This window comes from Nocardiopsis sp. NRRL B-16309 (assembly GCF_001279585.1).
In the GTDB taxonomy this organism is placed as follows: domain Bacteria; phylum Actinomycetota; class Actinomycetes; order Streptosporangiales; family Streptosporangiaceae; genus Nocardiopsis.
Map to the genome: position 1 here is coordinate 154,737 of NZ_LGEC01000080.1, position 14,388 is coordinate 169,124.

General features: G+C 67.9%; 13 protein-coding genes. All 13 read left to right on the top strand.

Annotated features, from left to right (window positions below):
• Positions 1-77: 77 nt before the first annotated feature.
• The 13 genes from ADL05_RS17315 to ADL05_RS17370 all read left to right on the top strand — a co-directional run bounded on the left by ADL05_RS17315 (position 78) and on the right by ADL05_RS17370 (position 14,254).
• Positions 78-413, top strand: coding sequence for a hypothetical protein (locus ADL05_RS17315; RefSeq protein WP_053618006.1), 336 nt, complete (start codon positions 78-80; stop codon positions 411-413).
• Positions 414-570: 157 nt separating this feature from the next.
• On the top strand, positions 571-1,872 hold the full coding sequence (locus ADL05_RS17320; protein ID WP_231640787.1) for a hypothetical protein: 1,302 nt from the start codon (positions 571-573) through the stop codon (positions 1,870-1,872).
• 69 nt (positions 1,873-1,941) lie between these two features.
• A complete protein-coding gene (locus ADL05_RS17325; RefSeq protein ID WP_053618008.1) occupies positions 1,942-3,927 on the top strand; it encodes a phage tail tip lysozyme in 1,986 nt (661 codons plus the stop codon).
• Between the two features lie 114 nt (positions 3,928-4,041).
• Complete coding sequence (locus tag ADL05_RS17330; RefSeq protein WP_053618009.1) at positions 4,042-5,055, top strand: hypothetical protein; 1,014 nt, start codon at positions 4,042-4,044, stop codon at positions 5,053-5,055.
• Positions 5,055-5,705, top strand: coding sequence for a hypothetical protein (locus ADL05_RS17335; RefSeq protein ID WP_053618010.1), 651 nt, complete (start codon positions 5,055-5,057; stop codon positions 5,703-5,705). Before ADL05_RS17330 ends, ADL05_RS17335 begins: the two co-directional genes overlap by 1 nt.
• Before the next feature lie 129 nt (positions 5,706-5,834).
• On the top strand, positions 5,835-6,875 hold the full coding sequence (locus ADL05_RS17340; protein ID WP_082376492.1) for a hypothetical protein: 1,041 nt from the start codon (positions 5,835-5,837) through the stop codon (positions 6,873-6,875).
• Positions 6,868-7,512: a hypothetical protein gene (locus ADL05_RS17345; protein WP_231640788.1), complete on the top strand. Its 645-nt coding sequence runs from the start codon at positions 6,868-6,870 to the stop codon at positions 7,510-7,512. Before ADL05_RS17340 ends, ADL05_RS17345 begins: the two co-directional genes overlap by 8 nt.
• Positions 7,513-7,547: 35 nt before the next feature.
• Complete coding sequence (locus ADL05_RS17350; RefSeq protein WP_053618013.1) at positions 7,548-8,036, top strand: hypothetical protein; 489 nt, start codon at positions 7,548-7,550, stop codon at positions 8,034-8,036.
• Between the two features lie 39 nt (positions 8,037-8,075).
• Complete coding sequence (locus tag ADL05_RS17355; protein WP_053618014.1) at positions 8,076-9,122, top strand: hypothetical protein; 1,047 nt, start codon at positions 8,076-8,078, stop codon at positions 9,120-9,122.
• 92 nt (positions 9,123-9,214) lie between these two features.
• Positions 9,215-9,451 (top strand): hypothetical protein, encoded by a 237-nt coding sequence (locus ADL05_RS17360; RefSeq protein ID WP_156365885.1) that lies wholly within the window; start codon positions 9,215-9,217, stop codon positions 9,449-9,451.
• A 127-nt stretch (positions 9,452-9,578) separates the two neighbouring features.
• Positions 9,579-9,782, top strand: a complete 204-nt coding sequence (locus tag ADL05_RS30605) for a hypothetical protein (protein ID WP_197285832.1) — start codon at positions 9,579-9,581, stop codon at positions 9,780-9,782.
• 222 nt (positions 9,783-10,004) lie between these two features.
• Positions 10,005-11,786, top strand: a complete 1,782-nt coding sequence (locus ADL05_RS17365) for an AAA family ATPase (protein ID WP_053618016.1) — start codon at positions 10,005-10,007, stop codon at positions 11,784-11,786.
• 104 nt (positions 11,787-11,890) lie between these two features.
• Positions 11,891-14,254 (top strand): hypothetical protein, encoded by a 2,364-nt coding sequence (locus ADL05_RS17370; protein ID WP_053618017.1) that lies wholly within the window; start codon positions 11,891-11,893, stop codon positions 14,252-14,254.
• Positions 14,255-14,388: the final 134 nt, after the last annotated feature.

Genomic DNA, 14,388 nt, shown 5'->3' on the forward strand with positions numbered 1-14,388 from the left:
CCGTATCCCCCAGCGGAACCGCCGAACCCTCCATCGCCGCGCGCAATGCGTCGGATCCGAACAGGACAAGGAAAAGCATGAACATCACCAACCTCCCGGCTGCGGGATGGGACCTCATCTCCTTCTTCGATAGCGCTCGCGAATACGCCGGAACGGCGGGCGGTGGCCTTCTCGCGCTCATGGGAACCGTCGGAGTCATCTGGGGCGGCGTCCTTCTCATCAAGAAGCTGATGGCGTCGCAGCAGGACCAGACGAGCTGGATCAAGATCGTCGGCCTGATCTTTGTCGGCGGTGCGCTCATGGCCGGTGGATTCGGTCTCATCTCCAATATCGCCGAGGGCGGCCAGACCACCATCGAGGACCTGGGTGGCGGCATGATCCTCCTCCAGGGGTTCCTCGGGTCCGCGTCCTAGCCGACCCTCGACCAGGGGACGCGTGAGGGTCGGCGGCCACCGTGCTGCCGACCCTTTCGTACGTCCCGGGGACACCCTCCGTCGCTGATACAGCGCCACCGCGACAGCGGTCGGCCCCGCACGCCCGAAGGCCGAGCAGGAGAAGGACTCGCAGCACATGGGGATTCAAGAGACCACGAAAGCCTTCGCGGCGAGGATGAAGCTGGGACCCCACCACGCCATCGAGCGGTTCGGGGTCATCACCAGCATCATCAGCGCCACCTTCGTGCTGCTGCTGGTGGGCACCATCGCCTCGGCCGTCGGCAACAACCGGGCCCAACTGGACCAGACCGCGCTGTACACCGCGTCGTTCACCACCTCCAGGACCGAACTGTCGGGCGAGGTGAACGGGATCTACACCAACGAGGAGCGCACCCGAGCCCTGGTCCTCATGCGGTTCCGCGACTCCGACGCGGGCTCCTTCTCCACCGACGCCGTCAACTACCAGGCGTTCCTCACCGGATCCAACGAACAGCTCGACACCCAGGCGCTGAAGACCGCCGTCACCGGCTCGATCGTCGTGTTCGGCTCCACCGGCTACATCGGGGTGGTCCTGGACTCCGACGCGCCCTTCGAGCAGCAGATCATCAGCCTGACCCTGCGGGCCAACAGCGAACTGGTCTACCAGGAGGGCGCGGGGCGCGAGCTTCGTGAGGACCTGCAGAGCGACAACTCCTTCGCGGAGTTCGACCAGTGGCGGCTGTTCCTCAACCCCGGAGCCTCCGGCGCGGAGGAGGCGACCTCCCTGGCGGGCGCGCGCATCGACCCGTCCGCCATGTACTACGAGCTGGTCGTCGCCGAACAGGAGGAGGAGGTCCGCGCCGCGATGGACGAACAGCTCATGGAGATGGGCGCCGTCCTCAACCGGATCGAGGAGTACGACGGCGAAATGAGCCGGGTCAACGTCGACGGGGTGTTCATCGAACCGCCGGAGGTGCCGGTGCAGGTCGCCGGTGACGAGGTCACCGGTGAGCCGGCCGACGGCGACAACGAGGCCACGCTGGCGCTGGAGACCGGCTGGGTGCACCCGCGCGGCTACGACTTCGACTGGCGCTCGGGCACGGTCGAGGAGGGCTATCTGGACGAGCTCATGCCCGAGGGCGAGACCTCCTACGTCACGTATCTGGGGGAGAAGGCTCGCGCCGAGGACGAGGAGAACGGCGGGTTCACGGCCAACGACATGGAGTGGCACCTCACCGACGGCAGCGATCTGAGCGACAGCCGGGACTCAAGCCAGGCGCTGGATCCGCTCAACAACATCATGAACAACACCACGCAGGCCTACCAGGACTATCACCGCCTCAAGACCGAGTACCAGGTCGACTCCCTGAGCGCACTGCTGGAGCTGGAGGTGGCGCTGCGCGGCGTCGAATCCGCCGGATCGGTCAACGCGGACGAGGAGGCCCTGCTCACGTACTGACGCGAAGCGGTACGGAGCGCGGGGCGATCACACGGACGAGCACGTCGAGAGGCGGAGGAGCAGGACGCGATGGCGGGTATCGGTGGCGGCGGAGCGGGGGGCATACAGCCCCCGGGATCCGGATCGGGCGCGTCGGACAAGGTCGGCGAGGCCGCCGGGAAGGGGTTGCCCGACCCGGGTGACAAGCCCGGCGGTGGCGATCACAAGGGCGACGCCGGCGGGTCCGACACGTCGGGCGGCCCGGCGAAGGGCGCGACGAAGGACCCCGCGGGCGGCCCGGCGAAGGGCGCGCCCAAGGCTCCCGCGGGCGGGGCAGGGTCGCCCCAGGACTCCGCCGGGGACTCCGGGGGCGGCAAGGACCCCGACGAGGGCGCCGGCCCGAAGCTCGGCGCGGGCGGCACCTCGGAGGCGGCCAAGGGCGGTTCCGAGTCCGACACCAAGGGCGTGGCCAAGAAGGGCGTGGGCACGGCCGCCGCCGTCCCGGCGGTCGGCGTCGGTGCTCAGCTCATGGTCCTGTTGATGTTCCTCAACTGGCTCAAGGGCATGATGGCCATGCTGCTGGCGCTGCTCATGAACCTGTGGAGCCTCATCTGGATGCTGGTGCTCCAGGTCGTCAAGGCCGTCGTCAGCTTCTTCGTCTCCATCGGCGGAGCGATCGCGGGGTTCTTCGGCGGGATGTTCAGCGCGGTCACCGGCGCCGTCGTCTCCGCCGGCGCGGGTCTCCTGGGCCTGGTCACCGCGATCGCCAGTGCGGTGGTCGTCGTGCAGGGCAACTCCAGCGCCCAGCACGAACCCGTGCCGGACAGCTGTCGTGAGGAGACCGAGAGGATTGTGCAGGAGATCGACGACAACACCGAATCGGGGGCAACCTCCGCGAACATCGAGGCGACGGCCGAGGAGGTGTACTCGATCCTGGCGGGCATGGGCATGCAGGACGAGAACATCGCGGGTGTGCTGGCCAACTTCCAACACGAGTCGGGGATCGACCCGACCACCGTCGAGACGATCTTCAACGAGCCCTACGAGGTCGGCCCGCGTACGCGGGAGGCCGAGGAGAACGGTTTCCAGGTCGAGCTGATCGACGCCGACTACGCCGCGAAGTATCCCGGCATCGACCTGGTGGGTATCGGACTGGGGCAGTGGACCAACGGCCGCAACACGCTGCTCACCGACTACGCCGAGAGCACAGGTGGAGAGTGGTACGAGCTGGAGACCCAGCTGACTTTCATGCTCTCCGAGGATGATCCGGTTCGCGTGCGGTTCGTCCAGGACCTCATCGAGAACCCCTCCGGCTCGGTCGAGCAGTCGACCAAGGACTGGATGTTCCAGTGGGAGGGCCTGACAATTGAATCCGAACTCACCGAGCGTCAGGAGGACGCCAAGGTGTGGTTCGCCAAGCTGGACGGTTGGGAAGCCGACGAGGGCCGGGCCGACTCCATCCTTGAGCAGGCCGAGGCGACGGTGGACGTCGCCAATCAGAACCGCCGCACCGCAGCGGTGCAGGAGTGCCGAACCGCCAACGTCAACGGAGCCGGCATCGCGCCTGGCGATGCACCCGACCTGTCCGGTATGGGGGCAGGGGCGTTGGTCTCGTGCGGGGAGACCACGACCCCGACCACGGCGACTCCGATGACGTGTGCGAGCAGGGACGCGGCCATCCAGGCCTTCCCAGGCGCGCAGTGGACCAAGGCCGGGTCGGCGTACTGCTATCGGGCGTCCTCGGGTGACCACGGTTCGGGACGGGCATGCGATCTGATGACCAGTGCCATCGGCACTTCCGGCTCCGCGGAAGAGGACGCCGCCGGCGACCAGCTCGCGCTGTGGTACATCTCCAACCACGAGCGCCTGGGCGTGAAGTACGTGATCTGGAAGCAGTCGATCTGGAATCCGGGTTGGAGCGCCTGTGCAGGCGAACGCGGGGGGAGCGAACCCCGATGGGCCGAGTGGTACAACGACGTCCCCGATGTTCCCGGCGGCAAATGGTGCGGAATGCCGGACAGGGGCAGTCTGACCGAGAACCACTTCGACCACGTCCACATCAGCTATGTCCGCTGATCGAGTTCGAGTAGCCGGGCTCAGGATGGACCGGCGAGCGCAGGGAAACGGTGGAACGGGCCGGAGCTTTCCCCGCGTCGGGGCCCCAGAGACCAGCAGGGAAGGAGCGCTGTGATGGCCGAGGAGGGCACGCCGAACAGCGGTGATGGCGCTTCGCGGGAGGCGGCCCCCAAGAAGCCCTGGCGCGAGATGAACCGTGAAGAGGCGATGGAGCGATTCGACGCCTACCACGCCAAGCAGCGCGCCAACCGCAGGAGGATGACCGGCGACGACGTCCAGGAGATGCTGCGCCAGCGCCGCGCCGACCGGCGCCAGCGCAGGAGTGAACGCCGGGAACGGCGCCACAACGGCCAGGCACCTCAGCGCGACACGGGCCAGGTCGTGCGGATGAGCCTGGGCGGGGCCCTGATGGTCGGAGCGATCGGCACGGGGGCCCTGGCCGCCACCAGCACCGACACCACGGAGGTCCAGAGCCGGGACAACGACCTGGAGATCGCCTCGCTCGAAGGCGAGATCCGGGAGCTGGAGGCCGCCTCGTGGGACGAGGGGGACGCCGCCGCGCTCGAGGAGCAACTCGACGAGGCCGTGGACCAGGCCAGGGAGAAGGGCGAGGAGGTCGCCGAACTCCAGACCACCTACCAGGAGATCCTGGCCGACCTCGACGACGCGGAGCTGTCCGGGGACGGGGAAGGTGACGGGGGCGGAGACGAGGCGCTCGCGCCCGTGTCCGAACACCGAGCGAAGCTTGTCGACTACTTCGACGAGTCGGCCCGGATCGTCGAGAACGAGGATGCCTACCGCCCCGGCGCGGACGTGCCCCACGGCCCTGGAGAGATCGACGTGCTCTTCCCCTGGTACATCCGCTACGCCGACGAGCACCGCGATCAGTACGCCGAGGCGTCACTGAACTCCTGGGAGCTGGTTTCGGCCACGCCCCGCATCGGATCGCAAGGGACCGTCACCGTCGCCTGGTTGAACAGCGACGCCTCCAGCGGCGACCTGTTGGCCTGGGCCCGGGGCACCTACGACGCCGAAGCGGGGGCGTTCATCAGCGTGTCCGTCGGCCAGACCACGATCGGTGACCGGTTCGCGGGCGGGGCGGGCCAGGACGAGGAGGACCAGGACTGATGGGGTTCTTCAGACGAAACGCCTTCCCTCTGTCCGCGGCCGCGCTGCTCCTGGTGTCGGGCGGTTCCTTCGCCGCCACGCGAAGTGCGCAGGAGGCGGCGCTCACGGACCAGGAACAACGGATCGAGGAGCTCCAGGGGGGCGTGGCCGACCTTGAGGAAGCGCAGGAGGAGAGGGAGAACGAGGTCGCCGGCGTGGTCCAGGGCACGGACACCGCACGGCTGGACGCCGACGAGGAACTCATCGGCGACGTGCTGGACACCGCCCTGACGTGGGAGACCCACGCTGAGTACGAGGACGCGCGCAGCGCCATGATGACCGTCTACGGACTCAACGAGGACTCGGCGTTCATGACCGCGTTCCTGCCCGTGGCACCGGTGAACGTCGACCGGGAGGGCAACGAGTACGCGCTCATCGACCTGCTCGGGCTCGACTCCCGGGTGGGGGACTTCCGCACCGAGCTGTTGTCGGTCCAGGGCGCCGAGTACTCCTACCTGGTCCTGGTCGATGTGCGGACCACTTCCGACGACGGGGAGGCCAGCGCCTCCAACACGGCGACGGTGCTGTTGACCACCGACGGCGACGGCGGAGTCTCGGATGTCGAGGGCTATGCCGCCACGTCCCCGGTGCGCTCCGCTGGTCCCGACTGATCCGGCGCTGACCTGGTGACACAGCGATCCGACCCGTGGCTCGGTGCGAACGGGCCACCGTCGTGCAGTGCTAAAATTATACTGATATACGAGGAAAAAAGCTTCTGTCACGGAAGGGAGGAGGCCGACGTGGCCGATGAATCGGACAGTCCCGGCGGTCCTCCGGCTCCGGACCCGGACCAAGGCAATCGGTTGGCCCGACGCCTGGGCCTGGTCTCTTCCCTGGGGCAGCCGGAAGAGCAACAGCAACAACAAGAACAGCAGCAGGAGCAGCAGGGGGAGGGCCCCGCACCGCGGCGTCCGACCGCCGGGCGCCTCCGGGTACTCCTCATCCGCATCGGTTACGGGACGGCCACCGGCCTGGTCGCGCTGGGTGCGCTGGTGCTCTTCGCCATGGCGGGCTCGATCAGCGCCCACCACCAGGCCGGGCTGGCGGAACAGGCCCAGGACGGCTTCGAGGCGCAGGATCGCATCACAGCCGCCGAGCAGGGCCTGGAGGATATGCCCAGCCAGGCCGAAGCCCAGCGCTGGCTGACCCGGGCCACGACCGTGGGCGCGGACCTCGCCGAAGCTCAGAACACCTACCTGGACCACACCGGGCCGATCACCACCGACGACCTGCCCGAACAGACGCCGGGACCGGGAGGGCGCGACGAGTGCCACCCCTACCTCGACGACCTGCCGACCACCACGCGCGACTACACCGAGGAGGAGCTCACCACCTGTGCCGAGGGGCTGCGCCAGAGCGCCATCGGCGGTCTGGACCGGACGCTGACTCCCCACTTCAGCGCGGGCGCCCGTGACTCCGACGGCTTCAACGCCGTGAGCCAGTGGCACGCGGCGATACCCGCCCTCGACGATGACGCCTCGCTGGCCGGTTACACCTGGACCGCCCATGAGGCTCAGGTCTTCGAGCAGGACCTGGCGATCCGCATGGTCTGGACACTGACCGAGGACGAGACGGGGCGGACCGTTGCCTGGCTTGGCGGTCGGTTCGACCCGTTGGTCAACAAGTTCGACGACATGGTGCTCGGCACCGCCGCCACCGCGGGCGAGGAGGGCACCGAGGACGGCACCGGTGAGGACTCCACCGCCGACGAAGCCGACGGCGACACCGCCGCGGGCGATGGCGCGGACGATCAGGGCGACGAGCCCGAGGACGGTGAGTGACGTGAGCCTGGCCGAGATGGAGGCCTACGAGCGCGAGCGCGAGCGCCGTCGGCAGACGATCCGGCGCGTCTTGTTCTGGGCCCCGCTGGGGGTGGCCGCCCTCATGCTGGCCATGGGCGGGCTGTCCCTGTGGTCGGCTTCCTCGGGCCACGACGCCGACCGCGCCGAGGTCGCGGCCCTGGTGGAAGAACGCCAGGCCGAGGCCCAGGAAGCCGAGGACGAGTTCCACGACGCCTGGTCCGACGTACTGGCGGGTTCGTCGGCGGTTCGTGTCGAACGTCTGGAGAACGATCGCGAGGCGGTGCGCATCCTACTGAGCGAGGCCGTTGAGGAGGGAGAGGACGTGTCGGTAGGACTGGCCGGTGCCGAGGATCCCCCGCCCCTGTTCGAGGAACTGGGACGCGACGGTGTCCCCGGCCTGGACGCCGCCTCACAGGCGCGTCTGGGGCCGTTCGAGCCGGTGCTGACCGGCATCGAAGGCATGGACTACTCCTACTTCGCCTTCGTCGAGGTCCAGGACGCCGACGACGAGGAGCGCACGGTCGCGGCGCTGGCGGTGGAGTGGTCCACCGACGCCGAGGGCGCGATCACCGAGATCGACGCCGACTGGACCCAAGGGGCCCCCGAACACTCCTAGCACGCCCGCACTGTCAGTCCACAACAGGAGAACCGATGAGCTCCGCCGCCACCGGACCCAGGAACAAGCGCAAGCCACAGCAGAAGAAGAGTCCCGCGCAGCGGGCCGCCGAGGCCAAGCAGGCCGACGCGGACAGGGCCGCGACGCCGTCGGACGCTCGCCTGCGTGCGCGTCTGGGGGAGTCGGGATCGCGCTCGCTGTTGGCGCTCGTGCGCGGGGGCCTGGTGGCCGGTTCCGCTCTGGCCAGCTATGTCCTGGCGATGTTCGCGGCGGTGACCGTGGTGCCCAACCTGTTCGTGATGGTGGCGGCGGGTACGGGCGTCGGCCCCACCTCGCCGTTGGAGATGCAGTTGGCGCACTGGCTGGCGCCGTCGGTCTTCCTCATCGGCCTCGTCTTCGTCCTGGTTCTGATCGGGATGCGCGCGCTGTGGCGCGCCCAGCTCCGTCTGGCCGAACGGGCCCGTCATGCGCTGCTGGGCGAGGAGCCCGACGCCGCCCAGAGCACCGACAGCGCCGGTCGCTGACCGGCCCGCCGACCCCCGACACGGAAGCGAGACGCTCCCATGAGGATCGCACCCCTACCGATCACCGATCCCTGGTTCCACCGCTTGGCGCGGGACGGCAAGGCCGACGTGCGGACCCTGAACGCCGTGCCCTGCGACATCTCCGTGCACATGGAGACGGTGACGGTCCTGCACCACGGCATCGACCAGAACTACCGGCCCTACCTGCACCTGCGGGGCCAGATCATCCAGATCCGGCCCGACGTCGAACTGCCCTTCGGTATCACGGAGACGCAGTACCGCGCGGGAGCCGAACCCGGTTTCGACGCCTACTACGAATTCGACCCCGCCCAGCTGGCCGAGCTGGTCCGCAAGGGCTACTTCGGCACCCGCTTCCGGGTGCCGGAGTCGATGACCGGTATCGAGTGGGAACTGCCCGCCGAAGCGGACTTCCTCGTCGTCGCACCGGAGAACGCCGATCAGCCTCCGCTGGTCTTCGCCGGTGTGCGCGACCAGAACAGCGCCGTGCTCACGGAGGAGAACAGCGGTTACACGCTCGCCGAGTACTTCCCGGACTACTCCGCCGAAAGCCCGGTGCGGTCCTCGGCCGAGCCCGAAGCCACGGTGCCCACGCACTCGGGGGCGATCCAGGACCTGTTCGCCGACGAGTACCTCGATGACGCCGAACACCGCCGACCGGCCGGGCCCGGCAACCGCTACGCGGCCGTGAACCCGACCGGACAGGCTTCCGACAGCGAATTCGACCGCCTTGTGAAGGACCTGGAAGCCCAGCGCCGGGAGCCCGGGAACACCACGGAGACCGACGTGGGCTACGACCCCGAGAGCCCGGCCGGGGCGCTGCGCGATCGGATCGGCCCCGGCGTGCGGCAGGCGCTGGCGAGCCGGACCGCAGCAGCACCGGCCGGCGTCCCTGAGCCCGGCACCGGACGCGCGCGGGACCAGTCAGCCGAGTCCGGCTTCCTCGACTGGGACGAGCCAGAGGACACGTCCGAGGCCGGCACCGCCCCGGTCCGCACGAGTGCCGACCGGTGGCCCCTCGCCGGGGAACGGCAGGACGAGGCGGACGACTACCAGCCCGGGGGTTGAGCCTGTCTTACCTGCCTCGTTCCGGCGGTACCGCACCTACCGATGACGACTGCAGTGCCCCTCATGACCCAATGATCACCCCGGGAGTCTTGATGAACGAGGACCTCACCGTCTTGTACGACGTCATGGTCGACACCGCCACCGCCCTGAGCGGACGGTACATCGAGCTCGGCCAGCATCCTTCGACCCCGGAAGAGGAGAGGGAAGTCTGGAACAACAAGCTCATGGCCCTGCGCGATGAGCGCTGGCGCGTGAACTCCAACGACCGGGAGGCCATTCTCGAGCACACGCGCCGCTGGGCTGAGGAGCTTACCGAGCTGGAGCGCTGATGGCGTTCGAGGAGTATGACCTCACCCGGGACAGCTCGACGACAGAACGGGCCGGGGATGCTCGTGGCGCGGCCGGGAGGGTGAGGAGAAGACTGCCAGCGCGATCTGGGAGACGCCGAAGCCGTCGATGCTGTCGCTGGCGGCACTCCGAACCGAGTGGGCGGTCTACGACGACCTGCACGGTTGTGGGCGACGCCCGCAGATGCTCTCGGTGAGGACGCCGTCCAAGGAACCCGGTCCTTATGCGGCGCTGCTGCACCCGAACACCAGCGCGGTTTATGAGCGCGATCAGCGCCAGAACGAGACGGATGGTTACCAGCCCGGCGGTTGATGGCCGTGTCGATACACCTGAATTACGAGAATCCCTCTCTCTTCCTTGTCTTTCGTTCTTTGAGTGGGCGCCGTAACCCGCCTTTCTTTGTTGTGTTTTCGGCCATGGCAATAACGCGCTTCACGTCTGGTGCCAGCTGTGCGTGGCGTGCTACGATTATCCTGATTTATGAGGAAGAACGAGATGAGGTCATGACCTTCTCGTCCACGAAGGCGGCAGCAGTTGTTCACCAATCTGGATGGTTCCCTCGACGGCCGCGACGAGCGCTACCCGAAGTTGGCCCAGTACAGCGATCCCCTCAAAGCCCCTGAGCGTGAGATCGTCGGCCGCGAGCATGAGATCTCCCAGCTCATGGCGGCCATGGCCCGCCCCGAACTGTGCAACGCCCTTCTGCTGGCCCCGGCCGGTGCGGGTAAGACCGCTCTGGTCCAGGCGGCGATGCTGAAAGACGTCAAGCGGGTCTACAGGGAAGTCGACCTGGCTCGGATGATCGCCGGACTGAGCACCCCCGACGAAATGGCGGCACTGCTGAAGGGGTTGTTCGACGAGGCCGAGAGGTTCAGCTCCGACGAACACGTCGAGCTGGTGCTGTTCATCGACGAGTTCCACCAGGTGGTGCAGCTCAGCGCCGCCTCCGTCGAAGCGCTGAAGCCGGTTCTGGCGGCGTCGGGCGCGCGCGGTATCCGCGTCATCGCGGCCACGACCTTCGACGAGTTCCACAAGTACGTGGCACCGAACCAGCCGCTCATGGAACGCCTCCAGCGCATCAACGTCAGCCCGCCCGACCAGAAGACCACGGTGGAGATCCTCAAGGGGATGGCCCGGCGCTACGGGGTGGCCGACCAGTTCTACGACGACCACATCTTCGAGATGATCTACGAGTACACCAACCGCTACATCCCGGCCTCGACGCAACCGCGCAAGTCCATCCTGGTCCTCGACTCGATGGTGGGCTGGCACCGGTACGCCGGCCGTCCGATGGACCGCGGCCTGCTCGCGGACGTCCTCATGGAGTCGACCAACGTCAATGTGGCGTTCCGCGTCGACGCGGTGCGGATCAAGAGACAGCTCGACGAGGCGGTGTTCTCACAGGAGTTCGCCACCTCCGTGGTCGCCAAGAGGCTGCAGGTCTGCGTAGCCGATCTGAACGACAAGACCAAGCCCATGTCGTCGTTCCTCTTCACGGGCAGTACCGGTGTCGGAAAGACCGAGCTGACCAAGCAGCTCGCCCTGTTGCTCTTCGGTGACGACCAGCGCCACCTCATCCGCTTCGACATGTCGGAGTACGCGAGGGAGGAGTCCCTGGACCTGTTCCGCTCGGAGCTGACCAAGCGCGTGTGGGACATGGGGCACGCCGTGCTGCTGTTCGACGAGATCGAGAAGGCCGCCCCGGCGGTCACGCGCGTGCTGCTCCAGGTGCTCGACGACGGCAGGCTCACCAACGACAACGGCCGTCAGGTCTCGTTCCTCAACACCTACATCGTGCTGACCACCAACGCGGGGTCGGAGATCTACGAGACGATCGCCCAGTACAACGTGGACGACACCGGTTCTGGCAAGGAACTGGTGGAGAAGATGAAGGAGATCCGCCGGTCCATCTCCACCACGCAGGGCGACAACAAGTTCCCGCCCGAGCTGTTGGGCCGCATCGACGCGATCGTCCCCTTCCAACCGCTCTCGCGTGAGACCCAGCGCAAGATCGTGAAGAACAAGCTGCGCCAGATGCGTCGCGAGGTCATGGTCAAGCACGGGGTCAGGGTCGAGATCGCCGAACGGGTCCTGCAGTACCTCATCGACGACCACGCCGACACCGACTCCAACGCGGGCGGCGCGCGTGCGGCGATCGCGAAGATGACCGACGAGGTCACCACCGCCATCGCCGCGTTCGTCAACGCCCACACGCGCGAGAGGGTCCTGCGGGTGGACGTCCGCGGCACGATGCGCAGCGAGGACAAGGGCCTTCTCAAGAGCGATTCCCATATCGAGGTGGCCGCCGCGCGCTGAGGCGGCGCGCGGGGCGGCAGCAGCCCGCCGACCGACGATTGCCTTGCTCAGGCTGACAAACGAGCTGACTCCAGACGTCATGGCGAGAACGAGAGGACGTGCCGATGGGACTCATCGACAACATGTGGAAGAAGGGGAAGACCGGCGACTCCTCTGACGGCTCGGAAGCGGTCGCCTCGCCGAGCGGAGACGGCAAGAAGCGCACCAAGCGGCGCAAGCCCGAGGAGATGCTGGCGAGCGTGGTGCGGGAGAGCACCGTCAACGCCGCGATCGACCTCCTGAGCCGCAACGAGCGCTTCGTCCTGCCCGGCGGCAACTCCTGGGCGGCCTTGGCCCTGCCCGTGGAGAACATCGGCGGCCTGAGCAAGAAGCATCAGAAGGACGAGGCCAAGGGCTCGCTCATCGAGCTCATCAACCACGACCTCATCCAGACCGTCACCACCCGCCAACTCCTGGACGAGGAAGTCCTCGGTATCATCCCCACCGCCCAGACGCTGGAGCGGATGAGTGAGTACTCGATACTCACCGGCGCCACGTACTACTGGATGGTGCTGAGCCCGAGCCAGGACCGCCAGGAACTGGTGGTCGGGGCCGTCATCGACGAGGGGACCACCTACGCCGAGGCGGTGGCGATCGCCGACGGCAGCTCCAGCCTGGCCGATCGCTTGCCGCAGATGTGGGCCTGGACCCAGGCCATCGACGCGACCGCGACCCCCATGGCCGCTCCGAACGGAGCGAACGCCGCCCCGTCAGCCGCCACCGTCGCCACGCCGGCGCCGACCCCGCAGCCTCCGGCCGCACCACCGTCCCCGCCGGTCCCGCCGGGCCCTGACCACATCGACCGCCTGCCCGGAGCGGTGTCCGCGGCCCCCACCCCTGGAGCGAGTGTCGACGAGGAGCAACCGGAGGGCGGTCCCCTGGCCGACGGCGAGTTCTCCGCGGACCTGTTCGACGAAGGCCCCGGCGACGACGAGTCCGACGCCTACGACGACGCCTACGACGCTTACGACGACGCCCACGACGACGACGCCCACGACGACGAGGTGGACGACGACGGCGCGTATGAGGACGAGGCGGACGAGGGCGGCACGTACGACGACACTGACGAAGAGAGCGAAGAGGACGAAGGCCGGGGCTCCGTGACGGAGGGGGAAGGGGCACAGGACCCCGCCTGGACTCACTACGCCGAACAGAACAGGGACCGGGAGTTCACTGAAGAGCAGGTGCGGGAGACCATCGCGCGGCGCTTCCTCTCCGACGACCTGGGTCTGGAGATCCCGTACTCCGAGTTCGAGGCAGCGTTCGACACTCGGGCACCGTCAGTACGGCTGGAGTTCGGTGACGAGGTCTCCGACTGGCTCGGCGAGCAGATCGCCGTCATGGCCGAGCAGGCCAACACCGAGCTGACGAAGCTGCACAGCGACCACAGAAGGGCGTTGCGCCAGTTCTTCGTCGAGACCATGAGCCTGCATGCCGAGTCGGTCACGCGGGAGGTCGACGAGCACCACGAGGGTTCGGTCTACCACACGCTTTCGGCCGCGGCGGAGCAGGAGTTCGCCGACCTCAAGGCCAGGGTGTCCGAGGATGTCGGTACTCGACGGGCGGAGATCACCCGGCGCTACGAGAAGGACGCCGAGGAACGCGCCGAGGTCGCCGCGGCCCACGCCAGGCAGGTGTTCTGGGACCGGTTCCGTCCGGAGCTGGAACGCAAGCTCGCCGACGTGGCCCCCGAGATCGAGCGTCGCAACGAAGAGCGTTACGCCCACCAACGCCGGCGCGTGCTGGAGATGCGGCGCAAGGACGCGCACACTCGGATGCGTCTGGGCACCACACGCACCTTCCAACTGCTCGCGGAGCGCGAGGCCAAGCAGCGCGAAGCGGAGATGGAGCTGCTGGAGCAGTGGAACGCCAAGCTGACGCGTTTCATCAACGACAACCTCAAGCACGACATCGCCCGCGCCGAGGTGTTGGCCGAGCAGTTGCGGCTGGACAACCAGATCGAGGAGCTTCAGGCCGAGCACGCCCTCCGGGTGGAGGAGCTCAACGCCGATCGGGAGAACCGGGTGCGCCGGCTGGAGGCCGAACTGGAGCGCGAGCGCGAGCGGGCCGAGGCCCGGCTGCGCGAGCGTGAGGGGGGATGGCGGCACGAGGCCGACATCAAGGACGAGAAGCTGCGCTCGGCCAACCAGCTGTACAAGGACCTGCACGCCCAGATGCAGGACATGGCCGACAGCATGCACCGGCAGTACCGCGGCAGGATCGACGAACTCGAGGGCGACAAGCGCTCCTACATCGAGGAGTTGAAGCGGACCAGCCACGTGCACAGCCGCTTCATCAAGCTCCTCGTCGTTCTGGCGGCGGTGCTGGTACTGATCTCCATCGCCGTGGGCGTCATCGTCGGCTGGACCCTCGGATACGGCTCGACCACCAGCGCAAGCGCGATGATCATCCCCGTGTGGGTCGTCTAGGTCGTGTCCGGCGATGCCTTCGGGGTGCCGCCCAGCAAGGTCGGCTCCGGTCGAGCCGGCCCTGGAGAAGCCGAGCGTCCCGGGCGCGTCCCGGTACGGGGCGCCACCCTCGACGAGGCGGGTGGTGCCCTGAC

What these genes read in the sequence shown, in the direction of transcription:
- ADL05_RS17315 (WP_053618006.1), top strand. Translation starts at nt 78, where the DNA reads ATGAACATCACCAACCTCCCGGCTGCGGGATGGGACCTCATCTCCTTC.
- ADL05_RS17320 (WP_231640787.1), top strand. Translation starts at nt 571, where the DNA reads ATGGGGATTCAAGAGACCACGAAAGCCTTCGCGGCGAGGATGAAGCTG.
- ADL05_RS17325 (WP_053618008.1), top strand. Translation starts at nt 1,942, where the DNA reads ATGGCGGGTATCGGTGGCGGCGGAGCGGGGGGCATACAGCCCCCGGGA.
- ADL05_RS17330 (WP_053618009.1), top strand. Translation starts at nt 4,042, where the DNA reads ATGGCCGAGGAGGGCACGCCGAACAGCGGTGATGGCGCTTCGCGGGAG.
- ADL05_RS17335 (WP_053618010.1), top strand. Translation starts at nt 5,055, where the DNA reads ATGGGGTTCTTCAGACGAAACGCCTTCCCTCTGTCCGCGGCCGCGCTG.
- ADL05_RS17350 (WP_053618013.1), top strand. Translation starts at nt 7,548, where the DNA reads ATGAGCTCCGCCGCCACCGGACCCAGGAACAAGCGCAAGCCACAGCAG.
- ADL05_RS17355 (WP_053618014.1), top strand. Translation starts at nt 8,076, where the DNA reads ATGAGGATCGCACCCCTACCGATCACCGATCCCTGGTTCCACCGCTTG.
- ADL05_RS17360 (WP_156365885.1), top strand. Translation starts at nt 9,215, where the DNA reads ATGAACGAGGACCTCACCGTCTTGTACGACGTCATGGTCGACACCGCC.
- ADL05_RS30605 (WP_197285832.1), top strand. Translation starts at nt 9,579, where the DNA reads ATGCTGTCGCTGGCGGCACTCCGAACCGAGTGGGCGGTCTACGACGAC.
- ADL05_RS17370 (WP_053618017.1), top strand. Translation starts at nt 11,891, where the DNA reads ATGGGACTCATCGACAACATGTGGAAGAAGGGGAAGACCGGCGACTCC.